Genomic DNA, 24057 nt, shown 5'->3' on the forward strand with positions numbered 1-24057 from the left:
GAGGCGGGGGAACGGTCGTGCGGAGCGAGGCAGCGATCCGGCCATGATCGTGCAGCCGTCCATGGATCCCGGCATACGCCGGGATGACGAAGGGGGCGAGGAGACGCCGCCTGTTCCGCCTGCCTCGCTCCCACCGCTGGCCGCTATCCCCTATGGCTTCGCGCGGCGGTTCGGCATGGCGATCGTCGCCACCGATCCGCTGACGGTGGCGCTGCGGCAGGGCGCCGATCCGCGCCCGCTGCTGGAGGTGCGCCGCGTGCTGGCCCGCGCCTTTGCGGTCGAGCATGTCGCGCCCGAGCGGTTCGACCGCATCCTTTCCGAACGCTACGCGATGGACGGGCAGGCGGCGGCGGACGCGGCCGGCTCGCTGGGCCTCGGCGACGAGCTGATGATGCTGGCGAGCGACCTGCCCTCGGCGGACGACCTGCTCGACACGGCGGACGACGCGCCGGCCATCCGCCTCATCAACGGCATCATCGCCGATGCCGCGCGGCAGGGCGTGTCGGACATCCATATCGAGCCGTACGAGACCGGCCTCGTCGTGCGGATGCGGATCGACGGCGTGCTGCGCGAGACCCTGCGGATGCCGCCGCACGTCGCCCCCGTGGTCGTCAGCCGGGTGAAGGTGATGGCGCGGCTGGACATCGCCGAGCGGCGCGTGCCGCAGGACGGGCGCATCGGCCTGACCCTGGGCGGCAAGCTGCTGGACGTGCGCGTCTCCACTCTGCCCAGCCGGGCGGGCGAGCGGGTGGTGCTGCGCATCCTGGACAAGGAGAATGCCGGCATCGACCTGGAGATGCTGGGGATGCCGCCGGCGATCGACGCCGTGTTCCGCGCCGCCCTGGCCGAGCCGAACGGCGTGGTGCTGGTGACGGGGCCGACCGGATCGGGCAAAACGACCTCGCTCTACGCCGGCCTGCGCACCCTGAACGACGGCAGCCGCAACATCCTGACGGTGGAGGACCCGGTCGAATACGCCATCGACGGGGTCGGCCAGACGCAGGTGAACGCCAAGGTGGGGCTGAGCTTCGCCGCCGGCCTGCGCGCCATCCTGCGGCAGGATCCGGATGTGGTGATGATCGGCGAGATCCGCGATCGCGAGACGGCCGACATCGCCGTGCAGGCCTCGCTGACCGGCCATCTGGTGCTCTCCACCGTCCACACCAACGATGCGATCGGCGCGATCACGCGGATGCGCGACATGAAGGTGGAGCCGTTCCTGCTCGCCTCCACCCTGCGCGCGGTGATCGCCCAGCGGCTGGTGCGGCGGCTGTGCCCGCACTGCTCGGCGGCGGAACCCGCGAGCGCGGCCGTCGCCGCCCTGCTGGGGCTGGAGCCGGGCGAGACCGTGCACGAGGCGCGCGGCTGCGACGCGTGCGGCGGCAGCGGCTATCGCGGCCGCATCGGCGTGTTCGAGGCGGTGCGGATCGACGACCGGATCCGCCGCATGATCAACGAGGACGCGGACGAGGATGCCATCGCCGCCCACGCCTTCGCCCACGCGCCGACCCTGACCGCCGCCGCCCGCGCGCTGGTGCGCGAAGGCGTGACGACGCCCGAGGAGGCGGTGCGCATCTCCCGCCGGGAGAGCGTGCCGGATGCGCCGGCGGTGCCGATCGATGCCTGACTTCGACTATCTGGCGCTCGACGTGGCCGGGCGGGAGAAGCGCGGGCAGGTGAGCGCCGCGACGATCGAGGATGCGCGCGCCCGCCTTGCCACCCGCAAATTCTACGTCGTGCGGATCGAGGCGGGAAGGGGCGGCGCGCCGGCCTCGCCGGCCCTGCTCTCGCAGCGCATCACCCTGCGGCGCAAACTCTCCGCCAAGCAGCTGACGTTGTTCACCCGCCAGCTCGCCACCCTGGCGCAGGTGAGCCCGCTGGAGGAGGCGATCCGCACCATCGTGCGCCAGGCCGAGCAGGAGCAGGTGCGCCGCGTGTTGGGGCGGGTGCATGGCGGCGTGGTGGAGGGCCGGCGCCTGTCGGAGGCAATGACGCGCGAGGCGCCGAGCTTCCCGCCGCTCTACCGCGCGATGGTGGCGGCGGGCGAGGGATCGGGCACGCTGCCGACCATCCTGGAGCGTCTGGCCGACCTGCAGGAGCGGCAGGCGACGGTGCGCGGCAAGGTGATCACCGCGCTCGCCTACCCCACGGTGCTGGCCTTCGTGGCGATCGCCGTGGTGTTCGCGCTGATGGTGTTCGTGGTGCCGCAGGTGGTGGAACAGTTCGACACGGTGGGCCAGACCTTGCCGCTGCTCACGCGGATGGTGATCGGCCTCTCCGCCTTCCTCGTCGGCTGGTGGTGGGCGCTGGCGATCGGGCTGGCCGCTGCCGGCTTCCTGATCTGGCGGGGCTTGCGCGATCCGGCGATACGGATGTGGGTGGATCGCAGCATCCTGCGGCTGCCGCTGCTGGGCCGGCTGGTGCGCGATCTCCACGCCGCCCGCCTCTCCCGCACCCTGGCGACGATGGTGGCGAGCCGCCTGCCGCTGCTAGAGGGGCTGACCCTGACCGTATCGACCGTGCACAACCGCGCGCTGCGCGCCGCCTCCAGCGATATCGTCGAGGCGATACGCGGCGGCGGCAGCCTGTCGGCGGCGATGCGGCGGGCGGGCGTGTTCCCGCCGCTGCTGGTCTACATGGCGGCATCGGGCGAAGCGTCCGGCAAGCTCGACACCATGCTGGAGCGCGCGGCCGACTATATGGAGCGCGAGTTCGATTCGTTCACGGCGACGGCGCTCTCGCTGCTGGAGCCGCTGATCATCGTGCTGATGGGTGGCATCGTGGCGCTGATCGTCCTCTCGATCCTGCTGCCGATCCTGCAACTCGATACGCTCGCCGGAGCCTGAAGGATGACGATGACCAAGCGACGGACCGAAACTTCCCGTGCGCCGGCGAGGCGCTCCGCCGAGTGCGGCTTCAGGCCGGTAGCGCGCTCCGCCGAACACGGCTTCACGTCCTTTGTGCGTTCCGCCGAACACGGCTTCACGCTGGTCGAGCTGATGGTCGTGATCGTCATCATCGGGCTCTTGACCACGATCGTCGTCATCAACGTGCTGCCCAGCCAGGACAAGGCGCGGGTGGAGAAGGCGAAGACCGACATTGCCCTGCTGGAGCAGGCGGCCGAGATGTACCGGCTGGACAATCTCTCCTATCCCGGCGGCGGCGACGGCCTGAAGGCGCTGGTGAGCGCGCCGGCCGGCGTCGATACCGGGCGCTACCGGCCCGGCGGCTACATCCGCAAGCTGCCGGACGATCCGTGGGGCAACCCCTATCACTACGTTTCGCCGGGCAAGCATGGCGCCGTGGACATCTTCAGCTACGGCGCCGACGGCCGCGAGGGTGGCGAAGGGAACGATGCCGATATCGGCAACTGGAAGTAACGGCCCCGGCGGCCATCCGCCGGCGGCACGGATGCGGCGGCCGGAAGCGGCCGGGCGGCGGCCCCGCGTCATGCCGCACCCAGGCGCCAAGCATCACCCTCCCACTTCCCGTCACCCCGGACTTGTTCCGGGGCCTACCCCGCCGCGATCGGCGTCATCAGCGCCTCTCGCAGGGTCGTCGGCCGCGCGGTGGGCCGCGGAACAAGTCCGGGATGACGGGGAGGGAAAGCGTTTCGCCGAGCACGGCTTCATGTCCTTTGTGCGTTCCGCCGAGCACGGCTTCGTGTCCTTTGTGCGTTCCGCCGAGCACGGCTTCACGTGCGTGAGGCGTTCCGCCGAACACGGCTTCACGCTTGTGAGGCGTTCCGCCGAACACGGCTTCACGCTGGTCGAGCTGATGATCGTGATGGCGATCATCGGGCTGCTGACCGGCGCGGTGGTGCTGGCGATGCCCGATCCGCGCGGCGACCTGCGCAGCGATGCCGAGCGTTTCGCCGCCCGCGCCCACGCCGCGCAGGACAAGGCGGTGATCGAGGCGCGCGCCATCGCCCTGCTGGTGACGAGCGACGGCTACGGCTTCGAGCGGCGCGAGCGGGGCGCGTGGACCCTGCTGGGCGAGAAGCCGTTCGAGCAGCGGCGCTGGGCCAAGGGGGCGACGGCGCTGGTCGGCGACGTGGGCCAGGCGCGCGCCCTGTTCGACCCGACCGGCATCGTCGAGCCGCTCGACGTGACCCTGGTGCGCGATGCGACGCGCATGACGGTGCACATCGCCGCCGACGGCTCGGTGCGCGTCGATGGTTGAGCCGGCGCCCGGTGCGAGGCTTCGTCACCCCGGACCTGTTCCGGGGACTGCCTTCCGTCGAGCGGTGTCGTCTGCGCCTCCGGTGGCGGCGTCCGCCGCAAGGTGGGCCCCGGAACAGGTCCGGGGTGACGGGGGAGAGGCGCGTTCCGGCGGACACGGCTTCGCACGTTCGCGACGCTCCGCCGAGCACGGCTTCACGGCTTTGCGACGTTCCGCCGAGCACGGCTTCGCGGCTTTGCGACGTTCCGCCGAACACGGCTTCACGTTGATCGAGCTGATGGTCGCGCTGGCGATCTTCAGCCTGGCGGCGATCGCGCTGCTGCGGCTGGAGGGGGCGACCGTGTCGCAGACCGCGATCCTGCGCGATCGGACGATCGGCCAGATCGTCGCGCGCAACGTGGCGGTGGAGGCGCTGACCGATCGTGGCGCCCCGCCGCTCGGCCTGCTGAACGGCGAGGAGCGCAATGGCGGTCGGCTCTGGCACTGGGTGCGGCGGACGACCAAGACGCCCGATCCGCGCGTGCAGCGGATCGACGTCTCGGTGACGGACGATGACGGGCAGCGCGCCGGCGTGCTCACCGTGTTCCGGCTGTCTCTGGCGTGATCGTCGATGCCCGCCCTGCCGGCAGCCGGGAGGCGGGCGTGACGGTGCCAGTGCCGCCGCGACCGGCCGGGTGCGGCTTCGAAGGTTCGCCGCGCTCCACCGAACACGGCTTCGAGCCTTCGCAGCGTTCCGCCGAACACGGCTTCGAGCTTTCGCAGCGTTCCGCCGAACACGGCTTCACGCTGATCGAGCTGATGGTGGCGTTGTTCGTGTTTGGGCTGCTGGCGGCGGCGGGGGTGGCGCTGCTGGGATTCAGCGCCAGGGCGCAGGGTGCTGCGGGGGAGAAGCTGGCGGAGATCGCGGCGATCCGGCGGGTCTCGGCGATCCTGACGGCCGATCTCGCCCAGGCCGCGCCGCGCATCAGCCGCAGTGCCAGCGGGGCGGCGCAGGTCGCCTTCTTCGGCTCGGCCGGCGGCGATCGGCAGGTGGCGCTCGCCTTCGTCCGGCGCGGGTGGGAGAACCCCTATGGGGCGCCGCGCGCCTCGCTGCAGAAGGTGCAGTACCGGCTGGTCGGCGACCGGCTGGAGCGGAGCGCCGCGCCGATGCTGGACGGCGCCGAGCCGGGGCCGCCCGCCGTCATCATCCGTGGCGTGCGGTCAATGAGCCTGCGCTACCGCCTTGGCGGCGAGTGGCGCGAGCGGTGGGATGCCACGCGCGCCGACGCCGTGCCGCGCGCGGTGGAAATGGTGCTCGACATAGACGGGATCGGCCCGGTGCGGCAGGTGTTCCAGACGGGCACCGGCCTGTGACGGCGCCGGCGCGGGAGCGTGGCGCCGCCCTGTTGGCGGTGCTGCTGCTGGTGGCGGTGATGGCGGCGATCTCGGTCGTGGCGCTCGAGAAATTGCGGCTGGCCACCAGCCTCGCCACCAACGCCGCCGCGCTGGATCAGGCGCGCGCCTACGCGTTCGGCGCCGAGGCGCTGGCGATGACGAAGGTGGGCCTGCTCGACGGCCGCCAGACCGGCACCACCACCCTGGCGGGCGGCTGGAACGGGCGCGTCACGCGCCTGCCGATTCCGGGCGGCATCGCCGCCCTGCGCGTGCGCGACGGCGGCAACTGCTTCAACCTGAACAGCCTGGCGGAAGGGATCTCCGCCAGCCAGCTTACCGCGCGGCCGGCCGGCATCGCCCAGTTCCTGTCGCTGATGCGGCTGCTGGGCATCGCCGATCCGGATGCGCGGCGGGTGGCGGCGGGCCTGGCCGACTGGCTGGACACGGACTCGACGGCGATCCCCGACGGCGCGGAGGACAGCGACTATCTGCGCGCGCAGAAGCCCTATCGCGCCGGCAACACCCTGCTTTCCGAGGTGAGCGAACTGCGCGCCGTATCGGGCGTGACGAGCGACATCTACCGCATCCTGCGGCCGTGGGTGTGCGCCCTGCCGACCACCGACATGTCGCCGTTGAACGTGAACACGCTGCTGCCCGATCAGTCCGTCCTGCTGGCCATGCTGCTGCCGTACCGGATGGATGCGGCGCGGGCGGCGCAGGTGCTGGTGCAGCGGCCGCCGCTCGGCTGGAACAGCATCGCCGAGTTCTGGGATCAGCCGGGCCTAGCCGGCGTGCCGCCCGAGGCGGACGTGCGGAGCCAGCCGCAATTGCGCACCCGCTGGTTCGCGCTCGACCTTGACGTGGAACTGGGCGGCGCGCAGGTGACGGAGACGGCGCTGATCGATGGCGGGCTGACCCCCGCCAAGCTGGTGGTGCGGCGTTGGGGGATCGACGAATGACCGGCGGCGCATGAGCGGGGGCGACTTCCTGCTGCTGTTCCTCGACGACGGCCTGACGCCGCCGCGCGGCTGGATGCGCCTGCGCGACGGCGCGGTGATCGCCCGCGGCGGGGCGGGCGCGGTGCCGCCACCGGCGGACGAGGCCGGCGACCCCGATCGCGACGGCGACGAGCGCGTCGTGCTGATCGTGCCGGGCGAGGATGTGGTGATCCATTGGATCGAACTGCCCGCCCTTTCCCCCGCGCAGGCGATCGCCGCGGCGCGGCTGGCGGCGGGCGAGGTGAGCGCCGCGCCGGCCGAGCGGCTGCACGTGGCGCTGGGCGCCGCCGGCGGCGAGACGCGGGCGGTGGCGCTGGTGGCGCCGGAGCGGATGGCCGCGTGGCTCGCCCAGGCGCAGGCGCTGGGCCTCGATCCCGACGCGGTGCTGCCGGAGCCGCTGCTGCTGCTGCCGCCGGAGGAGGGCATTGTGCGCTGGGCGCAGGGCGGGCTGCACCTGCTGCGCGGCCCGGCGGTGGCGCTGGCGGCCGAGCCGGCGCTGGCCGCCCTGATGGCCGACGGGTCGATCGTGGCGGTGGACGATGCGGCGGTGGAGGCGGGGCTGGGTGCTGCGCTAGCGGCGGCGCCGCTGGACCTGCGGCAGGGGCCGTTCGCGCGGCGCCGGCGCTGGCGGATCGACTGGCCGCTGGTCAGGCGGCTGGCGCTGCTCGGCGGCTTCATCCTGCTCGCGATCCTGGCCGTGCAGATCGTGCTGATCCTGAAATACAGCTTCGCCGCCGACCGGCTGGAGCGCGAGGTGGCGGGCGTCGCGCGATCGGCGCTGCCGCGGGTGGCGACGATCGACGATGCGCCGTCCCAGCTTTCCGGCCGGCTGGCGGAGCTGCGCGGCGCCGGGCTGGGCTTCAGCGCCAGCGCCGCCGCCGTGTTCGCCGCCGTGCGCGACACGGCCAATGTGGAACTCTCCGCTCTGGCCTTCGACGAGGGCGGCGCGCTGCGGGTGACGGCGACGGCGGCGGACGCGGCGGACATCGCCGCGCTCGCCCGGCGGATCGAGGCGGCCGGCTTCGCGGTGGACAGCGGCGACGTGCGGCCCGGCGGCGGCCGCCAGATCGCCGAGATCACGGTGCGCGGCCGATGATGCGCCAGCTGCGCTTCTGGTGGGGCCTGCGCACCACGCGCGAGCAGCGGATGCTGCTGGCGATGGCGGCGGCGATCGCGATCGTGCTGGCCTGGCTGCTGATCGTCCGCCCGCTCGACGATGCGCTGGCCGACGCGCGGGAGCGGCACGGCCGCGCCGTGCTGGACATGGCGCAGGCGCGCGGCCAGGCGGACCGCATCGCCTTCCTGGAAAAGAGCGGCCCGCCGCCGCCGCAGGCGCCGCTCGCCACCCTCGTCGGCCAGAAGGCGGTGGAGGCTGGCTTCGCGAAGCTGCGGGTGACGCCGGACGGCAACCGCGTGGCGATCGCGCTGGAATCGGCCAAGGCGCAGGCCTTCTTCGGCTGGATCGCCGATCTGGAACGGCGCGACGGCATCATCGTCGAGCGGCTGTCCGCCCGCACGAACAGCGATGCGACGATCGCCGTCGACGCCAGCCTGCGGGCGAGGAGCCGCTGATGCGAAGGATCCGCCTGCCGCTCCGCCCGAGCCTGTTCTTCCTCTGCGCGCTGCTGGTCGGCCTCGTTTTGCTGATGCCGCTGCGGCTGGTGATCGGCTGGCTGGACCTGGGCGCCGGCGGCTTCGCCGCGCGGGAGGCGCGGGGCAGCGTGTGGCTGGGCACGCTGGCCGAGGCGCGCTTCGGCGATGCGCCGCTGGGCGATCTCTCTGCCCGGCTGGCGCCGCTGCCGCTGCTGGTGGGCCGGGCACGCCTGGATCTCGCCTCCGCCGGCGAGACCGCGGGCGGGTTCGCCGGCGCGCTGACGGTGTCGCGGCATCGCTTCGGGATCGACGACGTCACGGCGCGGGTGCCGCTGGGCCGGCGGCTGATGCCGCTGCCGGTGGCGGCGATCGACCTCTCCGACGTGAGCGTCACCTTTCGGGACGGGCTGTGCGACCGGGCCGACGGGCTGGTGAAGGCCGTGATCGAGGGCGCGCCGGCCGGGCTGAACCTGCCCGGCGGCCTGAGCGGCGCGGCGCGCTGCGACGGCGGCGCGCTGCTGCTGCCGCTTGTCGGCCAGAGCGGGATGGAGAGCCTGACCCTGCACGTCGCGACAGGCGGCGCCTATCGCGCGGACCTGAAGGTGCAGCCGACCACGCCCGCCACGCGCGACGCGCTGCTGGCCGCCGGCTTCTCGCCCGTGGCCGGCGGCTATGCGCTGGCGGTGACGGGCGCGCTGTGACGGGCGCCGTGGCGTGTTCGTGACGCGCCGCCGCGCCGCCGCGCTGCTGCTGTTCTCGCTGGCCGCCGGCTGCGGCGGGCGCCCGGCGGATCGGGCGGGTCCGGCGCCGTCCCAGCGGCCGGACGGCATACCGCTCGGCGCGCTGCCGCGGCAGGCGCTGGGCGCGGGCGAGTGCGGGCTGTTCCTGTGGAAGGCGGCGCCTTCCGCGCGGCTGGTGCTGATGGCGAAATCCGGCCCGCCCACCTTCGCCCGCATCCTGCTGGACGGCCGCCCGGTGGATCTGCCGCGCCTGGGCGGCGGCGATTTCGCCAGCGAGCCGACGGCGCGCTACGGCGACGGCCGCATCACCCTCTCGCTCGAACTCTCGATCGAGAACCGGCGGGGGCTGAGCGACGGCGCCGTGGTCGCCGGATCGCTGGGGCTGGAGCGGACCGACGGAGACGGTTTCGTGCTGCCGGTGACGGGCCTGCTCGCATGCGGTTAGTTTGCGTGCAACCGTACCGACGGCCGCTTGACTTTGGCCGTCGTTCGGGCGGAAGATAAGATCGCGGTATCCGGAGATCAGATTTTTATCAAAACTCCGGGCCGCTGTTTGCGAGGTGGGGCAATGCTTGTCACCGTCTACGCGCCGCCCGATGTCTACGCGCTCGAACTTGCCGCGATATTCGATGTTCTCGCCTGCGTGCGCCAGCATGCATCGCCGGCCGTGCCGAACTATGTCGTGCGGCTGGTGGCGAACACGCCGGCGCCGCTGGCCACCCGATCCGGCATGACGCTGCTGCCGGCGGCGGGCATCGCCGCGTCCGACGAGCCGGCGCAGCTGCTGATCGTCGCATCGAGCGGCAGCTGGAAGACGCCCCCGGCGGCCGAGGTGGTGGCGTGGCTGAAGCGGCACGCGGCGGCGGCGACGCGGTTCGGATCGATCGGCAACGGCGCCTTCCTGCTCGGCGCGGCCGGTCTGCTGGACGGGCGGCGGGTGACGACCCACTGGGAATGCTCGGCCGAGCTGCGCGCCGCCTTTCCACTCGCGCGGCTGGAGCCGGACCGCATCTTCGTGCGCGATGGGCCGCTGTTCAGCTCGGCCGGCGGGGCGGCGGCGGCGGACCTGATGCTGAGCCTGGTCGAGGAGGATCACGGCCGCGAGCTGGCGCTCGCCATCGCCCGGCGGCTGGTGCTGTTCATGAAGCGATCCGGCGCGCAGGCGCAGCTGAGCGTGCAGCTGGCGACGCAATCCGCCACCCGCGACCCCATCCAGCGGGTCCAGCAGCATGTGCGCGACCATATGGAGGCGGACCTCTCGGTGACGGCGCTGGCCGCGCTGGCGGCGATGAGCCCGCGCAACTTCGCCCGCGTGTTCCAGCAGGAGGCCGGCATGCGGCCGACCGACTTCGTCGAGCAGACGCGGGTGAACCAGGCCAAGCGGATGCTTGAGGAGAGCGCGCTGCCGCCGCAGCAGATCGCCCGGCTGGTCGGTTTCTCCAGCACGGAGGCGGCGAGGCGGGCGTTCCAGCGCCGGGCCGGCACCACCATGTCGCGCTATCGCGCGCGGCTGGCGGCCACGCGCGACGGGTGAGCGCGGCTTAGTCGAAGGCGATCTGGCGGATGGGATCGGTGCCGTCGAACCCCACCGACGCCGCCTTCACGAAATCGTAGAAGCCGGTGAGCGAGGGCACGCCCTCATACAGCTCGATCATGTGGCCGTAGCGGGCGACGCCGTCCATCATCAGGAACACGAAGCCGTCGTTCATCTCCGCTTCCAGCGCGGTGACGAGGCCGTCCGCCTCGAAATGCGCCTGTGCCGCCCGCACGTCCGCCACGATGATCGCGACATGGTGCATGCCCTGCTCGCCCTCGCCATACATGTCGCGGAAGACGGAGGGGCCGGGATTGTTCTGCTGGACGAACTCCACCATCACCTCGCCCCACTGGCCGTAGGCGGAGCTGTGATCGAGCTCCACCGGCGTGCCGCGGTGCCAGGCGGCGCGCAGCGGGATGTTGTCCGCGACGAAATAGGGGCCGGAGTTGAACAGGGCGGCGTGGCGGCGGGCGGCCTCGCGCACGTCGGGCACGAAGTAGGCGATCTGGCGAACGGGCAGGTCCAGCGGCACGGGCAATCCCCTTTTCGCCCAGCATAGCGCCCGCCGGAGCGGCGGCCGCTGGCATTTAGACCAGATCGGCCCCCGCGAATCTTTATGCCGGCGCGCGCGCAATGATCTTTCGCTTGTGGTATATCCGGTTTCACGCGGAGCGCGGCAGCCGGGCAATTCGCTCGCTTTGATCCGCGCCGCTGCTATAGCGGCGCCGGTACGTCCCATGGAGGCATGATTGTTCAAGGGTGTAAGACCGATTGTCTATGGCGGGCGAGAGGTCTGGCCGTTGATCGAGGGCGGCAAGGGCGTCGCCGTCTCCAACCATCTGAGTTCGGGGGCGTGGGCGGCGGCGGGTGGCATCGGCACCGTCTCCGCGGTGAATGCCGACAGCTACGATCCCGAAGGCAAGATCATCCCCCAGGTGTATCACGCGCTCACCCGGCGCGAGCGGCACGAGGAGCTGATCGAGTATGCGATCGAGGGCGCCGTGGAGCAGGTGCGCCGCGCGTTCGAGATCGCCGGCGGCAAGGGCGCGATCAACATCAACGTGCTGTGGGAGATGGGCGGCGCGCAGCGCGTGCTGCAGGGCGTGCTGGAACGCACCAAGGGCCTGGTGTCCGGCGTGACGTGCGGCGCGGGCATGCCCTATCGCCTGTCCGAGATCGCCGCCTCGCACCAGGTGAGCTACCTGCCGATCATCAGCTCCGCCCGCGCCTTCCGCGCGCTGTGGAAGCGGGCCTATTCCAAGGCGTCGGAGTGGCTGGCGGCGGTGGTGTACGAGGATCCGTGGCGCGCCGGCGGCCATAACGGCCTCTCCAATGCCGAGGATCCGCTGCGGCCGGAGGATCCCTATCCGCGCGTGAAGGCGCTGCGCGAGACGATGCGCGAGGGCGGCATATCGGACGACGTGCCGATCGTGATGGCCGGTGGCGTGTGGTTCCTGCGCGAGTGGGACAATTGGATCGACAATCCCGAGCTCGGCACGATCGCCTTCCAGTTCGGCACGCGCCCGCTGCTGACGCGCGAGAGCCCGATCCCGCATGATTGGAAGAACCACCTGACGACGTTGGAGGAGGGCGACATCCTGCTCCACCGCTTCTCGCCCACCGGCTTCTACTCCTCGGCGGTGCGCAACCCGTTCCTGCGTAATCTGGAGGCGCGCTCCGAACGGCAGATCGCCTTCTCCGGCGAGGCGGCGGGCGACCACCAGTATCAGCTGGACGTGGGCGTGAAGGGCAAGAGCTTCTGGGTGACGCGCGGCGACCTGCTGCGCGCGCGGGAGTGGCACGGCCTGGGCTTCACCAGCGCGCTGAAGACGCCGGACAACACGCTGGTGTTCGTGACGCCGGAGGAGATGAAGATCGTCCGCAAGGATCAGGCGGACTGCATGGGCTGCCTCAGCCAGTGCGGCTTCTCCTCATGGGCCGATACCGAGGGCAATTCCACCGGGCGGCTGGCGGACCCGCGCAGCTTCTGCATCCAGAAGACCTTGCAGGATATCGCGCATGGCGGCCCGATCGACGAGAATCTGATGTTCGCCGGCCACGCCGCCTATCGCTTCAAGCAGGATCCGTTCTACTCGAACGGTTTCGTGCCCAGCGTGAAGCAGCTGGTCGACCGCATCCTGACCGGCGACTGAGTGCGCTGCCGGGCGCCGGCTTGGGCCGCCCCAAGAATCGCTAGCTTTCAGGGGCCGGCCGGCTTGGCTAGCCCCGCGCGCATGAAAAGCGCACTCGTGATCCGCCACACGCCCTATGAGGGCATCGCCGGCTTCCGCCTGCCCGTGGAGGCCGCCGGCTTCGCGATCGACCGGGTCGACGTGACCGACCCCGCCTTTCCCGCGCTGGACCTGATCGCGCCGGACCTAGTGGTGATGATGGGCGGGCCGATGGGCGTCTACGAGACCGCCGCCCACCCTTGGATCGTGCACGAGGTGGAGCGGCTGGCCGAGCGGCTGGCGGCGGACCGGCCGACCCTGGGCGTGTGCCTTGGCGCGCAGATGATCGCGGCGGCGCTGGGCGCCCGCGTCTATCCCGGGCCGGTGAAGGAGGTGGGCTTCGCGCCGGTGCTGCTGAACGATGCCGGCGCGGGATCGCCGCTGCGCCACATCGCCGGCGTGCCGGTGCTGCACTGGCACGGCGACACGTTCGACCTGCCGGACGGGACCGAGCTGCTCGCCTCCACACCCGCCTACCGCCACCAGGCCTTCCGCCGCGGCGACACGCTGCTGGCGCTGCAATGCCACCCCGAGATGGGCCTCGATCCGCGCTTCGACGCGTGGCTGGACGGGGCCGACGCCTATGTGGCGGAGGCGGGCACCGATGCGGCCCGGCTGCGCGCCGAGCATGCCCGGCTGGGCGCGGACACGGTGGCCGCCGGGCGGCGAATGATCGCCGACTGGCTGGACGGCTTGCCCGGCTGAGCGCGCCATTTGCCCATTGAGGCGCGGCGCGCGATCGCGTAGGTTCCCGTTTCGTTCGATCGGGGAAGGTGCATGGCCAAGCTGCAGAAACGCTATGTCTGCCAGGCGTGCGGCAGTTCCACGACGAAGTGGCAGGGCCAGTGCGTCGACTGCGCCGAGTGGAACACGCTGGCTGAGGAGGCGACGAACGTGACGCCCTTCTCCGCCCGGCACGATCTGCGCGGCGGCGGCCAGCGCGTGGCGCTGGTGGGGCTGGACGCGGAGATCGCGCTGCCGCCGCGCATGGCGACCGGCATCGCCGAGTTCGATCGCGCGCTGGGCGGCGGGCTCGTCACCGGCTCCGCGACCTTGATCGGCGGCGATCCGGGCATCGGCAAGTCCACCCTGCTGCTGCAGGCGGCGGCGCGGATGGCGCTGGCCGGGCGATCGGTGGCCTATATCTCCGGCGAGGAGGCGACCGATCAGGTGCGCCTGCGCGCCCGCCGGCTGGGCCTCGGCCATGCGCCGGTGCTGCTCGCCTCCGCCACGTCGGTGCGCGACATATTGACGACGTTGTCGCAGGCGGCGCCGCCGGCCCTGCTGGTGATCGATTCGATCCAGACCATGCACTCCGACCTGATCGAGGGCGCGCCCGGCACCGTCAGCCAGGTCCGCGCCTCCGCGCAGGAGCTGATCCGGTTCGCCAAGGAGCGGGGGACGGCGCTGGTGCTGGTCGGCCACGTCACCAAGGACGGGTCGATCGCCGGCCCGCGCGTGCTGGAGCACATGGTCGACACGGTGCTGGCGTTCGAGGGCGAGCGCAGCCACCAGTATCGCATCCTGCGGGCGATCAAGAACCGCTTCGGCGGCACCGACGAGATCGGCGTCTTCGCCATGGCCGAGCAGGGGCTGGACGAGGTGGCGAACCCGAGCGCGCTGTTCCTTACACATCGTGGGGAGGGCATCGCCGGCGCCACCGTCTTCCCGGCGATGGAGGGCACCCGGCCGGTGCTGGTGGAGATACAGGCGCTGGTCGTGCGGCTGGCGAGCGGGGCGACGCCGCGCCGCGCCGTGGTGGGGTGGGACGGCGGCCGGCTGGCGATGATCCTGGCCGTGCTGGAGGCGCGCTGCGGCCTCAGCTTCTCCACCGCCGAAGTCTATCTGAACGTCGCCGGCGGCTATCGCATCGTCGATCCGGCGGCGGATCTGGCGGTGGCGGCGGCGCTCGTCTCGGCGCTGGCGGAGCGGCCGGTGGCGGCGGAATCGGTCGCGTTCGGCGAGGTGGCGCTCTCCGGCGAGCTGCGGCCGGTGGCGCATGGCGGGTTGCGGCTGAAGGAGTCGGCCAAGCTCGGCTTCACCCGCGCGATGGTGCCCGCCTCGATCAAGGAGGAGCGGGCGGGCATGGCGCTCTCCGGTCACGCGACCTTGGGCGGGCTCGTTGACCATATGCTGGGGCGCGGGTAGCGCTTCGCGGATGATGGTGCCGCCCAGCTACACATTCCTCCCCGGCAGGGGGAGGGGGACCGCGCATCGCGCGGTGGAGGGGCGGCGCGGCGGGCGTGCCCTCGCTGCTCCTTCGCTTCGCCGCTCGCCCCCTCCACCACGCTTCGCGCGGTCCTCCTCCCGTTTCGGGGAGGAACGGTGTGAATCTAACCACGCTCGACATCATCGTGCTGCTGCTGGTGGGCGGCGGGGCGCTGCTGGGCGCGGTGCGGGGCTTCGTCACCGAGGTGCTGTCGCTGTTCGCCTGGGTGGCGGCGATCATCGCGGTGAAGATGGTGCATTCGCCCGCCACCCTGCTGCTGGCGCCGCATGTCGGCACGACGATGGGCGCGTCGGTGCTGGCGCTGGTGCTGGTGTTCGGCGCCGTGTTCGTCGCCGGCAAGCTGGTGGCCGGATCGATCGGCGCGCGCACGCGGCAATCGGTGCTGGGTCCGCTCGATCGGCTGCTCGGCTTCGGTTTCGGCGTGCTGAAGGGGCTGATCGGCGCGACCCTGCTGTTCCTGCTCGCCAACCTCGCCAACGACACCTTCTACGGCGGTGGCGCCGCGCGGCCCGAGTGGATGACGACATCCCGCACCTTTCCGCTGCTGAACGCCAGCAGCCGCGCGATCGTGGATTTCGTCGCGATGCGGCAGGCGGCCGGGCGCGCGCCGGGCAAGCAGCGCGACACGCGCTGACGGCGCGTCTTCAAGGGGTAGTGGCGCGGACGTGTCCGGCCTACATGGGGGCCATGTCCGCCGCGCTCTACAACACCACCATCCTCCGCCTCGCCACCGCCATCCCGCATCAGGAGCGGCTGGCGGAGCCCGCCGCCAGCGTGGAGCGCCGCTCGCCTGTGTGCGGCAGCCGGGTGACGGTGGACGTGCGGCTGGACGCGGTCGGCCGCATCGCCGCGCTGGGGCAGGAGGTGCGCGCCTGCGCGCTGGGCCAGGCGTCCGCCGCGCTGATGGGCGAGCATGCGATCGGCCGCAGCGCCGACGAGCTGGCCGCCGCGCGCGACGCGCTGAGCGGCTTCCTGGCCGGCGAGCGGGACGATCCCGGCGACTGGCCGGGGCTGGAGATTTTCGCCCCCGCCCGCCCGCACAAGGCGCGCCACGCCTCGATCCGGCTGGCCTTCGAGGCGGTGGCGGAGGCCGCGGCCAGGGCGCGCACCGGCAGCCCGGCGACCCTCGCGTGAACGAGGGGGCGAGCACGGCGCTGCTGCTGCGCGACGGCGTGCTGCTGCTGGGTGCCGCCCTCGTCTTCGTCCTGATCTTCCGCCGCTTCGGCCTGGGCGCGGTGCTCGGCTACCTCGTCGCCGGGGCGCTGCTGGGGCCGCAGGGTCTGGCGCTGGTGGGCGGCGCGGAGAGCAAGCTGGGCATCGCCGAGCTGGGCATCGTGCTGCTGCTGTTCCTGGTCGGGCTGGAACTGAACCCAAGCCGCCTGTGGCGGCTGAAGCGCGACATCTTCGGTTTCGGCCTGGCGCAGGTGGTGGTGTGCGGCATCGCGCTGAGCGCCGTGATCTTCCTGTTCACCGGCTTCTCCGCCTCGGCCGCGCTGGCGCTGGGGCTGCCGCTGGCGCTCTCCTCCACCGCACAGGTGCTGCCGATGCTGCAATCGGCCGGGCGGCTGAACACGCCGATCGGCGAGCGCGCCTTCTCCATCCTGCTGTTCCAGGATCTGTCGATCGTGCCGCTGATCACGATCGTGGCGGCCCTTTCCCGCGCGCCGGCCGATCCGGCGGCGCCGCCGGGGTGGCTGCTGGGCGTCTACACCGTGGCGGCCGTCGTCGGGCTGGTGGTGGCCGGGCGGTACATCATGAACCCGCTGTTCCGCCTGATCGGCGGGCTGGGCGAGCGGGAGCTGTTCGTCGCCGCCGGCCTGTTCACCGTGCTGGCCTCGGCCGCGGTGATGGAGGCGCTGCACCTCTCCACCGCGCTCGGCGCATTCATCGCCGGCATGATGCTGGCGGACTCGCCCTACCGGCACGAGCTGGAGGCGGATGTGGAGCCGTTCCGCACGATCCTGATCGGCCTGTTCTTCATCGCCGTCGGCATGATGCTGGATCTGCACGTGGTGGCGGCGCGGCCGCTGTTCGTGATCGGCATGGCGGCGGCGGTGGTGGTGGTGAAGGCGGTGGTGATCTTCGCCATCGCCAAGGCGTTCCGCGTCGGCACCAAGCAGGCCTTCGCGCTGGGCCTGCTGCTGAGCCAGGGCGGCGAGTTCGGCTTCGTGCTGTTCGGCCAGGCGGAGGCGGCCCGGCTGATCGCGCCGGAGGCGTCGAGCCTGTTCGGCGCGGTGGTGACGCTCTCCATGGCGACGACGCCGTTCCTGATGAAGATCGCGCGGCGTTACTATGCGACCCCGTCCAGCACCGCCCGCGACGATCTCGAACGGCCGGAGGGCGGGCAGGCGCGGGCGATCGTGGTGGGCTATGGCCGCTTCGGCCAGACGGTGGCGCAGATGATGATGGCCAAGGCGGTCAGCGTCACGCTGATCGATCGTAATCCGGTGCAGATCGATCGCAGCAACGATTTCGGCACCAAGGTCTATTATGGCGACGGCCTGCGGCTGGACCTGCTGCGCCAGGCGGGCGCCGGCGACGCGCGGGCCATCATCCTGTGCGTCGACGAGGACCAGCTGACCGCCGATCTGCTGGAGCCGATCCTGAAGGCCTTCCCACAGGCGGCGGTGCTGGCGCGCGTGTACGACCGGCGATCGCTGATGCGGCTGGACGGGCTGGACCTGACCGGCACGACGCGGGAGGTGTTCGAATCGGCGGTGTGCATGGGCCGGCAGGCGCTGGCGGCGGTGGGTTTCGACGAGGCGGAGGTGGATCGCGTGGAGGCCGAGTATCGTGAGCGGGACCGGCGACGACTGGCGCTGCAGAGCGAATCCGGCGATCTGCGCACCGCGATGGAAATGATGTTCTCGCCCAGCCGCGCGCTGGGTGACACGGTGCAGCCGTGAGGCGGGCGAGCGGCGGCGGCGGCCTGCTGTTCGCGCTGGCGGCGCTCTCCGGCGCGTGCGCGGTGGCGGCGGGGGCGTTCGGCGCGCACGGCGCCGCCGGCAAGGCGGCCGAGTGGCTGCGGACCGGCGCGCTCTACCAGATGGTGCATGCGGTGGCGGCGCTGGTGGCGCTCGGCCGGCCGCGGGGGAGCATGGCGGCGCTGCTGTTCGTGGCGGGCGCGGCGGTGTTCGCGGGCACGCTCTACGCGATGGCGCTGGGCGCGCCGCGCTGGCTGGGCGCGGTGACGCCGCTGGGCGGCGCGGGGATGATCGCCGGGTGGCTGCTGCTGGCGGTGCGGGGGCGGTAGGCGCCCGTCGCGACGGGCAGGTGAGTGCGGCCGCTCGCCTTCTCCGCCCCGATGCTGAACCAGGGCGGGATCTACTTGCCGATACGCTCGATCAGCGCCATCGCCGCGGCCGGCGCGCGCACCTTCGCGCCGTTGATCATGAAGACGAACACGTCGCGCGCCTTGCCCTTCGCCCGCGGATCGGCGGCATAGGGCAGGCCCTTCGGCGCCTCGCCCGCCGCCCAGCGCCGCGCCGCCTGCGCCCAGCGATCGAGTTCGGCGGGGGCGTAGCCGGTCGGCTCCTCCTCCCGCGCATTCTCCAGCCGGGCGTAGATGAAATCGCCGGACGGGTCGGCCAGGGCCGGATAGTCGGCATGATCGGCGAAGACGATCGCCACCCCCGCCTTGCGGGCCAGCGCGACGAACGCCGGATCGACGAAGCTTTCGTGCCGCACCTGTACCGCGTGGCGCAGCGCCACGCCGTCCTTCTCGCGCGGCAGCAGGGCCAGGAAGGCGGCGAAATCGTCGGGATCGAAGCGTTTGGTCGGCAGGAACTGCCAGAGCAGCGGGCCGAGCCGGTCGCCGAGTTCGACGATGCCCTGATCGACGAACCGCCGCACCGATTCGCCTGCTTCCGCCAGCACCTTGCGGCCGGTGCAGTAGCGCGATCCCTTCAGCGCGAACACGAACCCCGCGGGCGCCGCCTTCCCCCATTTGGCGAAGGTGGCCGGCTTCTGCGAGCCGTAGTAGGTCGCATTGACCTCGATCGCCGTCATGTGCGCGATCGCATAGTCCATCTCGCGCGTTTTCGGCAGGTCGGTCGGGAAGAAGGTGCCGCGCCACGGCTCGTAGTTCCAGCCGCCTATGCCCACCCGGATCGCCATGCGTGCCTCCTCAGCCTTTCCGCTCCGCGCGATAGCCGGCGATCAGCCGGTCGCGCGCGGCGATGTCCGCCTCCAGCGCGGCGATCTGGCAGGCGTCCTCGTCGGCCGCCGCCTCGCGCCGCGATATCGTCGCCCGGAGAGCGGCGATCTCCGCTGCGCTCGCCGCCGCCGCCCGCGCGGCCTGGCGCAGCGCGGTCTCCTGCGCCTTCACCCGGCGGGTGAGGGCGGCGATCTCCGTCTCGCGGCGCCGCGCCTCGCGGCCGTCCTCCGCCCGATCGGCGGACGGGGCCAGCGCCGCGTCGCAGATGGCGATGTCGCTGGGATGGAGGCCGGCGCGGTCCATGATCCGGTTGAACGCCGCCAGCGCCATCAGCCGCTCATTGGGGCTGGACGACGGATGCAGCGCCGTCGTCAGCAGCGCGCGGGACTTGCTGTCGTTCATGACGGCGAGCTAGGGGCGGCGGCCATGCGCGGTCAAGCATGTGCGGCCCGCGGCGGGCCGCCTCAGCCGTCGGCCGCCGGCGCGATATCCTCTAGGATGCGGATCGCCGCTTCGCCGCTGGCCTTGGCCTCGCCCTCGGTTCCGCCGATCGCGTCCCGCAACGGGCCGAGCCCGATGTGGATCGCCTTGCGCGACGCATCGGAGAGCAGGCCCGCCGCTTCCAGATCGCGTGCCAGCGCCGCCGCGATCAGGAGCGGAAAGGCGGATGTCGTCGCTTCGGCCATGGTCTCTCTCCTCTGCCGCGCTCAACGTGCGAGCACGCGATCCGATGCGTAGCCGCTCCGCCACCGGGGCAGGCATGGGAAAAAGTGCAGCTTTGCCAAGGCGAAGTCCGGGAGTAACCAATACTGTCTGGATGCTGACAAGGTGATTAGCGATGCGTTCAAACAGGGACACGTAATTGGCGGCCTCTTTCAAGAGGAGGACCCGCATGGAGCCCACCGTCCACCGCGTTCGCCGTCATCGTCCCTGGACGACCGAGTCCGACGAGGAGCTGCGCAGGCTGATCGCGGCCGGCAAGTTCCTGCCCGAGATCGCCCGCCTCGTCGGCCGGACGCAGGAGGCGTGCCGCACGAGGGCCAATATCCTGAAGGTGCCGGTGCGCTCGTCGGAGCGTGCCCGTCGCGTCGGCATCCGTGGCGATCCATGACGTGGCTGATGTGGTTCGGCGCCGGCTATCTGGCGATCGCGCTCGGCAGCCTGTGCGTGATCCTGATGATCGCCAAATTCACCTCGCCGGAGGATCGGAAATGAGCGGCCGTCGACCGGTCGGCGTTCAGCCGATCCAGCGCCAGATGCCAGCCGGCCAGCCCGCCAGCGGGATGTGCGCCCATGTCGCGCCGAGCCAGACGACCAGACCGCCGAGCAGCGCGTGCGGGCCGAAGCCGCCCAGACGCGCGCGGCCCGCAGCGATGGCGGCGAACGGCAGGTAGCTCGTCTTCGCCTGCCACGCGCCCCAGGTGCGCGGATGGAGGCCGATCTTCTTGCGATCCTGCAGCGCCGCGCCCGCCAGCGACAGGATGATGACGGCGATTGCCACGACGATGTTCTTCGCGACCGGATAGACGAGGATGTGGCACAGCCCCCACAAGGCGAACGACCACAGCATCGGATGGCGCGTGACCGCGTAGACGCCGCGCGCCTCCTCCGGGATCGCGATCGCGCCGCCGGGGTTGGGCAGCGCCGGATTGCGCACCAGCGAGCCCATCAGCAGGATCGCCGCCACCAGCATCAGCACCGTGGCGAGCGCCCACAGGCCATCGCCGACCGGCCACAGGAAGGCGGTGGGCTCGGCCGCGCGATAGGCGAAGACCAGCCACCCGAGCGTGACGAAGGCGACGACCGAGTAGACGAGGGCGAACGGCCCCTCGCCGATCCGCCCGACGATCGGCCGTCGCAGCGGATGCGAGAGGATGAAGTGGGTGCCGACGAAGGCGACCGCCGCCGCCGCGACCATGCCCGTTCCGGCCATCATGCTCTCCCGCCGTCCCGCGCCGACTTGTCGCTAGGCCGGAGTGCCGTCGCCAGAGCGAGGCCGGCGGCGACCTGCAGCACGCCGTAGGCGCGCCGTCGCCCGGGCCGGCCGCCGAACGGACGGACGAGCGCGTCCAGCGCCGCCACGTCCGACCGCCACAGCGCGACATGGCGGCGCGGCTGGACGAGGCCGAGCAGCCCGTCGCCGATCATGAAGACGGCGGCCATCTCCACTGTCCTGCGCACGGCGATGGTCATGGCGGGTCTCCGGTCGTTCGATGCGTCAACGCGCGCCGGGGGCGATCGGTGCGGGCCGACGCCAGGCTTTTTGGCGGCTAACGGTTACGAAACCACGATGATCAGTCCGGTCGCAAGCACATGCTGCCATCCTCTCCGGCAACGGAGATGCCGCCATGTCGATGACCAAGCCTGCCATCCACCACGATCAGCGCGCCGCCACGCGCGTGCCGCTGGGCCGCGACGGCACCGCGCGCGATCCGCGCCAGCAGCCGATCGACATCATCATCGAGGATCTGTCGCGGGTCGGGTGCAAGCTGAACAGCCCGCTGCCGCTGCCGATCGACCGGGTGCTGAACATCGGCATACCCGGCGTCGGCCGGCGCGAGGGGCGGGTGATCTGGGAGGCGCTGCCGGCGCACGGCGTGGAGTTCCTCTGGCCGCTCAGCGACGAGGAGGTCGCGTGCAGCCGCACGGCCGAGAGCCTGGTTCTCGGCGCCTTCCCGCAGCGGCTTGACGCGATGCTTCAGCCGGACGTGCCGCCCGACGTGCCGGGCCGGCTGCCGCGCGCGCTGGGCATCGCGGTGATCGCGGGCGGCAGCGTGGCGCTGTGGATCGCCTGCGGCTGGGCGTGGCTCGCGCTGGCCGGCTGAGCGGCGCGCGCCAGCTAGCGGAGCGGCCGATCGGGCTCCAGGCACTTCATGTCGATCACCCGGCGCGCCAGATCGCTGGGGGCGCCGCCTTCGCGCTTCAGTTCCTGATCGACGCAGCGCCGGGAGAGCGTGCGCGCGTCCCGCGGGGTGCCCAGCGACCGCACAAGAGCGGCGATATCGGCGCGCTGCTGCGGGCTGAGCTGGCCCGGCGGCGTGCGGCCGCTGACGAGGGCCTCGTAAGTCTGCCGGGCGCGATCGGCGCGGGTCGGGCCGGCCGGGCCGGCCGCGCCGGCGCCGCCGGGCAGCATGGTGAGCAGGGCCGCCCCGATCGTCAGGTGAAGGCGCATCGTCCGCTCCTCTCCGCTTCCACGCCTGTGTGATCCGGATCGCGCGTGCGGGGAAGCGCCTCGTGGCGGATGCCCCTTAGGATTGCCTCCGGCCGGGCCTGCCGCTAGATCGCCGGCGATCCCCGGCCCGAACGGCCCGGCCCCAACGGAAGGCGCTCCCCCACATGACCGCGATCCTCGACGTCCACGCCCGCCAGATCATCGACAGCCGGGGCAACCCCACCGTCGAGGTGGACGTGACCCTGGAGGATGGCAGCTTCGGCCGCGCCGCCGTCCCCTCCGGAGCCTCCACCGGCGCGCACGAGGCGGTGGAACGCCGCGACGGCGACAAGGCGCGCTGGGGCGGCAAGGGCGTGACGAAGGCGGTGGAGGCGGTGAACGGCGAGATCGCCGACGCCCTGCGCGATCTGGACGCCGAGGACCAGAACGCCCTGGACGCGACGATGATCGCGCTGGACGGGACGCCCAACAAGGGCCGGCTGGGCGCCAACGCGATCCTGGGCGCCAGCCTGGCGGTGGCCAAGGCGGCGGCGGATGCGCGCGGGCTGCCGCTCTATCGCTATGTCGGCGGCGTCTCCGCCAACGTGCTGCCGGTGCCGATGATGAACATCATCAACGGCGGCGCCCATGCCGACAACCCGATCGACTTCCAGGAATTCATGATCATGCCGGTCGGCGCGCCGACCCTGTCGGAAGCGGTGCGCTGCGGCTCCGAGATCTTCCACACCCTGAAGAAGGCGCTGAGCGACAAGGGCCTGAACACGGCGGTGGGCGACGAGGGCGGCTTCGCGCCGAACCTGGCGAGCGCGCCCGACGCGCTGGACTTCATCATGAAGGCGATCGAGACGGCCGGCTACCGCCCCGGCGACGACGTGGTGCTGGCGCTGGACTGCGCGGCGACCGAGTTCTTCAAGGGCGGCAAGTACGATTTCGAGGGCGAGGGCGTGAAGCGCAGCCCGGACGAGATGGCCGACTATCTGGCCGATCTGTGCGCCCGCTACCCGATCCGATCGATCGAGGACGGCATGGGCGAGGACGATTTCGCCGGCTGGAAGACGCTGACGGAGAAGATCGGGGGCAAGGTGCAGCTGGTGGGCGACGATCTGTTCGTCACCAACCCGCAGCGCCTGCGCGAGGGGATCGCCGGCGGCCTCGCCAATTCGCTGCTGGTGAAAGTCAACCAGATCGGCACCCTCTCCGAGACGCTGGAGGCGGTGAGCCTGGCGCAGCGCGCCGGCTACACCGCGGTGATGTCGCACCGATCGGGCGAGACCGAGGATGCGACGATCGCCGACCTCGCCGTCGCCACCAACTGCGGCCAGATCAAGACGGGCAGCCTCGCCCGGTCGGACCGGCTCGCCAAGTACAACCAGCTGATCCGCATCGAGGAGGAGCTGGGGGCCATGGCCGTCTACGCCGGGCGCGGCATCTTCCGCGCCTGACGCGGGGCTTGCCAGCGATGGCGGGGCGGGGGCAGAACAGGATCATGAAGAGCCGTCGCCCCGTCCGCTCGCTGATCCTGTCGGCCGCCGCGCCGACGGTGGCGATCCTGGTGGTGGCCGTGTTCGCCGGGTTCGCCCTGCTGGGCACCAACGGCCTCCTCTCGCTGGGCGGCTATCGCAAGCAGCTGGAGGTGCGGAAGGTGGAGCTCACCCGCTACGAGGCGGAGCGGGCGCGGCTGCAGAACCAGAAACGGCTGATCGAGCGCGGCGACCCGGATTTCGCCGACGAGCTCGTGCGGCGCAACACCGACATGATCGATCGCAACGAATATATGGTGGTGCAGCCCTGAAGGCATGATGCCGTGGCGGCTGCGGCCGTTGCGTCGGCACCCCGGGGCCTTC

General features: G+C 71.9%; 30 protein-coding genes. 23 read left to right on the forward strand and 7 right to left on the reverse strand.

Translation table 11 applies throughout. The annotated features are described in order from the left end of the window. Positions 1–61 precede the first annotated feature (61 nt). The 12 genes from GNT64_RS05415 to GNT64_RS05465 all read left to right on the forward strand — a co-directional run bounded on the left by GNT64_RS05415 (position 62) and on the right by GNT64_RS05465 (position 10421). Positions 62–1627, forward strand: a complete 1566-nt coding sequence (locus GNT64_RS05415; RefSeq protein WP_156681447.1) for a GspE/PulE family protein — start codon at positions 62–64, stop codon at positions 1625–1627. Beyond that, a complete protein-coding gene (gene gspF / locus GNT64_RS05420; protein WP_156678580.1) occupies positions 1620–2846 on the forward strand; it encodes a type II secretion system inner membrane protein GspF in 1227 nt (408 codons plus the stop codon). Before GNT64_RS05415 ends, gspF begins: the two co-directional genes overlap by 8 nt. 3 nt (positions 2847–2849) lie before the next feature. Continuing rightward, the gene (gene gspG / locus GNT64_RS05425) at positions 2850–3380 is read left to right on the forward strand and encodes a type II secretion system major pseudopilin GspG (RefSeq protein ID WP_277873260.1); all 531 of its coding nucleotides are present in this window, start codon (positions 2850–2852) and stop codon (positions 3378–3380) included. A gap of 355 nt (positions 3381–3735) precedes the next feature. Further along, positions 3736–4182: a GspH/FimT family pseudopilin gene (locus GNT64_RS05430; RefSeq protein ID WP_231639288.1), complete on the forward strand. Its 447-nt coding sequence runs from the start codon at positions 3736–3738 to the stop codon at positions 4180–4182. Positions 4183–4417: 235 nt separating this feature from the next. Then, a complete protein-coding gene (gene gspI / locus GNT64_RS21790) occupies positions 4418–4786 on the forward strand; it encodes a type II secretion system minor pseudopilin GspI (RefSeq protein WP_338420411.1) in 369 nt (122 codons plus the stop codon). 38 nt (positions 4787–4824) lie between these two features. Further along, complete coding sequence (gspJ, locus tag GNT64_RS21795) at positions 4825–5535, forward strand: type II secretion system minor pseudopilin GspJ (protein WP_231639292.1); 711 nt, start codon at positions 4825–4827, stop codon at positions 5533–5535. Beyond that, on the forward strand, positions 5532–6515 hold the full coding sequence (gene gspK, locus GNT64_RS21800) for a type II secretion system minor pseudopilin GspK (RefSeq protein WP_231639293.1): 984 nt from the start codon (positions 5532–5534) through the stop codon (positions 6513–6515). The genes gspJ and gspK overlap by 4 nt, the downstream gene beginning before the upstream one ends. A gap of 10 nt (positions 6516–6525) precedes the next feature. Next, positions 6526–7650, forward strand: coding sequence for a type II secretion system protein GspL (gene gspL, locus GNT64_RS05445; RefSeq protein WP_156678584.1), 1125 nt, complete (start codon positions 6526–6528; stop codon positions 7648–7650). Next, complete coding sequence (gene gspM, locus GNT64_RS05450; protein ID WP_156678585.1) at positions 7647–8126, forward strand: type II secretion system protein GspM; 480 nt, start codon at positions 7647–7649, stop codon at positions 8124–8126. Before gspL ends, gspM begins: the two co-directional genes overlap by 4 nt. Further along, positions 8126–8848, forward strand: a complete 723-nt coding sequence (gspN, locus tag GNT64_RS05455; protein ID WP_156678586.1) for a type II secretion system protein N — start codon at positions 8126–8128, stop codon at positions 8846–8848. Before gspM ends, gspN begins: the two co-directional genes overlap by 1 nt. A gap of 13 nt (positions 8849–8861) precedes the next feature. Further along, positions 8862–9332, forward strand: coding sequence for a hypothetical protein (locus tag GNT64_RS05460; protein WP_156678587.1), 471 nt, complete (start codon positions 8862–8864; stop codon positions 9330–9332). A gap of 123 nt (positions 9333–9455) precedes the next feature. Beyond that, on the forward strand, positions 9456–10421 hold the full coding sequence (locus tag GNT64_RS05465) for a GlxA family transcriptional regulator (protein ID WP_156678588.1): 966 nt from the start codon (positions 9456–9458) through the stop codon (positions 10419–10421). A 7-nt stretch (positions 10422–10428) separates the two neighbouring features. Here GNT64_RS05465 and GNT64_RS05470 read toward each other — a convergent pair whose 3' ends face one another. Next, positions 10429–10956 carry a VOC family protein gene (locus GNT64_RS05470; RefSeq protein WP_156678589.1) on the reverse strand — a complete coding sequence of 176 codons (528 nt, stop codon included), beginning with the start codon at positions 10954–10956 and terminating at the stop codon, positions 10429–10431. 217 nt (positions 10957–11173) lie between these two features. Here GNT64_RS05470 and GNT64_RS05475 point away from each other — a divergent pair, with 217 nt between their 5' ends. From GNT64_RS05475 to GNT64_RS05505, 7 genes are all read left to right on the forward strand, one after another. Further along, positions 11174–12577, forward strand: a complete 1404-nt coding sequence (locus tag GNT64_RS05475) for an NAD(P)H-dependent flavin oxidoreductase (RefSeq protein WP_156678590.1) — start codon at positions 11174–11176, stop codon at positions 12575–12577. 81 nt (positions 12578–12658) lie between these two features. Continuing rightward, positions 12659–13360, forward strand: coding sequence for a glutamine amidotransferase (locus GNT64_RS05480; RefSeq protein WP_156678591.1), 702 nt, complete (start codon positions 12659–12661; stop codon positions 13358–13360). A 72-nt stretch (positions 13361–13432) separates the two neighbouring features. Continuing rightward, complete coding sequence (gene radA, locus GNT64_RS05485) at positions 13433–14803, forward strand: DNA repair protein RadA (RefSeq protein ID WP_156678592.1); 1371 nt, start codon at positions 13433–13435, stop codon at positions 14801–14803. Between the two features lie 179 nt (positions 14804–14982). Next, positions 14983–15519, forward strand: coding sequence for a CvpA family protein (locus tag GNT64_RS05490; protein WP_156678593.1), 537 nt, complete (start codon positions 14983–14985; stop codon positions 15517–15519). Between the two features lie 44 nt (positions 15520–15563). Beyond that, complete coding sequence (locus GNT64_RS05495) at positions 15564–16019, forward strand: iron-sulfur cluster assembly scaffold protein (RefSeq protein ID WP_197277292.1); 456 nt, start codon at positions 15564–15566, stop codon at positions 16017–16019. After that, positions 16016–17791 carry a cation:proton antiporter domain-containing protein gene (locus GNT64_RS05500; protein ID WP_156678595.1) on the forward strand — a complete coding sequence of 592 codons (1776 nt, stop codon included), beginning with the start codon at positions 16016–16018 and terminating at the stop codon, positions 17789–17791. Before GNT64_RS05495 ends, GNT64_RS05500 begins: the two co-directional genes overlap by 4 nt. Then, complete coding sequence (locus GNT64_RS05505) at positions 17788–18138, forward strand: DUF423 domain-containing protein (protein WP_422396620.1); 351 nt, start codon at positions 17788–17790, stop codon at positions 18136–18138. Before GNT64_RS05500 ends, GNT64_RS05505 begins: the two co-directional genes overlap by 4 nt. Before the next feature lie 71 nt (positions 18139–18209). On the opposite strand, the gene GNT64_RS05510 is transcribed toward GNT64_RS05505, so the two are convergent. The 3 genes from GNT64_RS05510 to GNT64_RS05520 all read right to left on the reverse strand — a co-directional run bounded on the left by GNT64_RS05510 (position 18210) and on the right by GNT64_RS05520 (position 19727). Next, the gene (locus GNT64_RS05510) at positions 18210–19001 is read right to left on the reverse strand and encodes a DUF72 domain-containing protein (protein ID WP_156678596.1); all 792 of its coding nucleotides are present in this window, start codon (positions 18999–19001) and stop codon (positions 18210–18212) included. A gap of 10 nt (positions 19002–19011) precedes the next feature. Beyond that, a complete protein-coding gene (locus GNT64_RS05515) occupies positions 19012–19443 on the reverse strand; it encodes a hypothetical protein (RefSeq protein ID WP_156678597.1) in 432 nt (143 codons plus the stop codon). Positions 19444–19505: 62 nt separating this feature from the next. Beyond that, positions 19506–19727 (reverse strand): hypothetical protein, encoded by a 222-nt coding sequence (locus GNT64_RS05520; RefSeq protein ID WP_156678598.1) that lies wholly within the window; start codon positions 19725–19727, stop codon positions 19506–19508. Between the two features lie 206 nt (positions 19728–19933). Here GNT64_RS05520 and GNT64_RS05525 point away from each other — a divergent pair, with 206 nt between their 5' ends. Then, entirely contained in the window at positions 19934–20152 is a 219-nt protein-coding gene (locus tag GNT64_RS05525) for a hypothetical protein (RefSeq protein WP_156678599.1), read from the forward strand. Between the two features lie 126 nt (positions 20153–20278). On the opposite strand, the gene GNT64_RS05530 is transcribed toward GNT64_RS05525, so the two are convergent. Next, positions 20279–20974 carry an NnrU family protein gene (locus GNT64_RS05530; protein WP_197277293.1) on the reverse strand — a complete coding sequence of 232 codons (696 nt, stop codon included), beginning with the start codon at positions 20972–20974 and terminating at the stop codon, positions 20279–20281. Further along, on the reverse strand, positions 20974–21234 hold the full coding sequence (locus GNT64_RS05535) for a hypothetical protein (RefSeq protein WP_156678600.1): 261 nt from the start codon (positions 21232–21234) through the stop codon (positions 20974–20976). The genes GNT64_RS05530 and GNT64_RS05535 overlap by 1 nt, the downstream gene beginning before the upstream one ends. A 155-nt stretch (positions 21235–21389) precedes the next feature. On the opposite strand from GNT64_RS05535, the gene GNT64_RS05540 reads away from it, so the two are divergent. Beyond that, on the forward strand, positions 21390–21866 hold the full coding sequence (locus GNT64_RS05540; RefSeq protein WP_156678601.1) for a PilZ domain-containing protein: 477 nt from the start codon (positions 21390–21392) through the stop codon (positions 21864–21866). A gap of 14 nt (positions 21867–21880) precedes the next feature. Here the strand turns inward: GNT64_RS05540 and GNT64_RS05545 are convergent, their stop codons facing one another. Then, on the reverse strand, positions 21881–22213 hold the full coding sequence (locus GNT64_RS05545; RefSeq protein ID WP_156678602.1) for a hypothetical protein: 333 nt from the start codon (positions 22211–22213) through the stop codon (positions 21881–21883). A 164-nt stretch (positions 22214–22377) separates the two neighbouring features. Here GNT64_RS05545 and eno point away from each other — a divergent pair, with 164 nt between their 5' ends. Then, a complete protein-coding gene (gene eno, locus GNT64_RS05550) occupies positions 22378–23655 on the forward strand; it encodes a phosphopyruvate hydratase (RefSeq protein ID WP_156678603.1) in 1278 nt (425 codons plus the stop codon). Between the two features lie 44 nt (positions 23656–23699). Further along, positions 23700–24005: a septum formation initiator gene (locus tag GNT64_RS05555; protein WP_231639295.1), complete on the forward strand. Its 306-nt coding sequence runs from the start codon at positions 23700–23702 to the stop codon at positions 24003–24005. Positions 24006–24057 lie beyond the last annotated feature (52 nt).

This window comes from Sphingomonas profundi (assembly GCF_009739515.1).
Taxonomy (GTDB): domain Bacteria; phylum Pseudomonadota; class Alphaproteobacteria; order Sphingomonadales; family Sphingomonadaceae; genus Alterirhizorhabdus; species Alterirhizorhabdus profundi.

Bases quoted from the DNA above. Each gene is read 5' to 3' on its own strand.
- GNT64_RS05415 (WP_156681447.1), top strand. From the start codon at position 62: ATGGATCCCGGCATACGCCGGGATGACGAAGGGGGCGAGGAGACGCCG.
- gspF (WP_156678580.1), top strand. From the start codon at position 1,620: ATGCCTGACTTCGACTATCTGGCGCTCGACGTGGCCGGGCGGGAGAAG.
- gspG (WP_277873260.1), top strand. From the start codon at position 2,850: ATGACGATGACCAAGCGACGGACCGAAACTTCCCGTGCGCCGGCGAGG.
- gspL (WP_156678584.1), top strand. From the start codon at position 6,526: ATGAGCGGGGGCGACTTCCTGCTGCTGTTCCTCGACGACGGCCTGACG.
- gspM (WP_156678585.1), top strand. From the start codon at position 7,647: ATGATGCGCCAGCTGCGCTTCTGGTGGGGCCTGCGCACCACGCGCGAG.
- gspN (WP_156678586.1), top strand. From the start codon at position 8,126: ATGCGAAGGATCCGCCTGCCGCTCCGCCCGAGCCTGTTCTTCCTCTGC.
- GNT64_RS05465 (WP_156678588.1), top strand. From the start codon at position 9,456: ATGCTTGTCACCGTCTACGCGCCGCCCGATGTCTACGCGCTCGAACTT.
- GNT64_RS05480 (WP_156678591.1), top strand. From the start codon at position 12,659: ATGAAAAGCGCACTCGTGATCCGCCACACGCCCTATGAGGGCATCGCC.
- radA (WP_156678592.1), top strand. From the start codon at position 13,433: ATGGCCAAGCTGCAGAAACGCTATGTCTGCCAGGCGTGCGGCAGTTCC.
- GNT64_RS05495 (WP_197277292.1), top strand. From the start codon at position 15,564: ATGGGGGCCATGTCCGCCGCGCTCTACAACACCACCATCCTCCGCCTC.
- GNT64_RS05510 (WP_156678596.1), bottom strand. From the start codon at position 19,001: ATGGCGATCCGGGTGGGCATAGGCGGCTGGAACTACGAGCCGTGGCGC.
- GNT64_RS05515 (WP_156678597.1), bottom strand. From the start codon at position 19,443: ATGAACGACAGCAAGTCCCGCGCGCTGCTGACGACGGCGCTGCATCCG.
- GNT64_RS05520 (WP_156678598.1), bottom strand. From the start codon at position 19,727: ATGGCCGAAGCGACGACATCCGCCTTTCCGCTCCTGATCGCGGCGGCG.
- GNT64_RS05525 (WP_156678599.1), top strand. From the start codon at position 19,934: ATGGAGCCCACCGTCCACCGCGTTCGCCGTCATCGTCCCTGGACGACC.
- GNT64_RS05530 (WP_197277293.1), bottom strand. From the start codon at position 20,974: ATGGCCGGAACGGGCATGGTCGCGGCGGCGGCGGTCGCCTTCGTCGGC.
- GNT64_RS05535 (WP_156678600.1), bottom strand. From the start codon at position 21,234: ATGACCATCGCCGTGCGCAGGACAGTGGAGATGGCCGCCGTCTTCATG.
- GNT64_RS05540 (WP_156678601.1), top strand. From the start codon at position 21,390: ATGTCGATGACCAAGCCTGCCATCCACCACGATCAGCGCGCCGCCACG.
- GNT64_RS05545 (WP_156678602.1), bottom strand. From the start codon at position 22,213: ATGCGCCTTCACCTGACGATCGGGGCGGCCCTGCTCACCATGCTGCCC.
- eno (WP_156678603.1), top strand. From the start codon at position 22,378: ATGACCGCGATCCTCGACGTCCACGCCCGCCAGATCATCGACAGCCGG.
- GNT64_RS05555 (WP_231639295.1), top strand. From the start codon at position 23,700: ATGAAGAGCCGTCGCCCCGTCCGCTCGCTGATCCTGTCGGCCGCCGCG.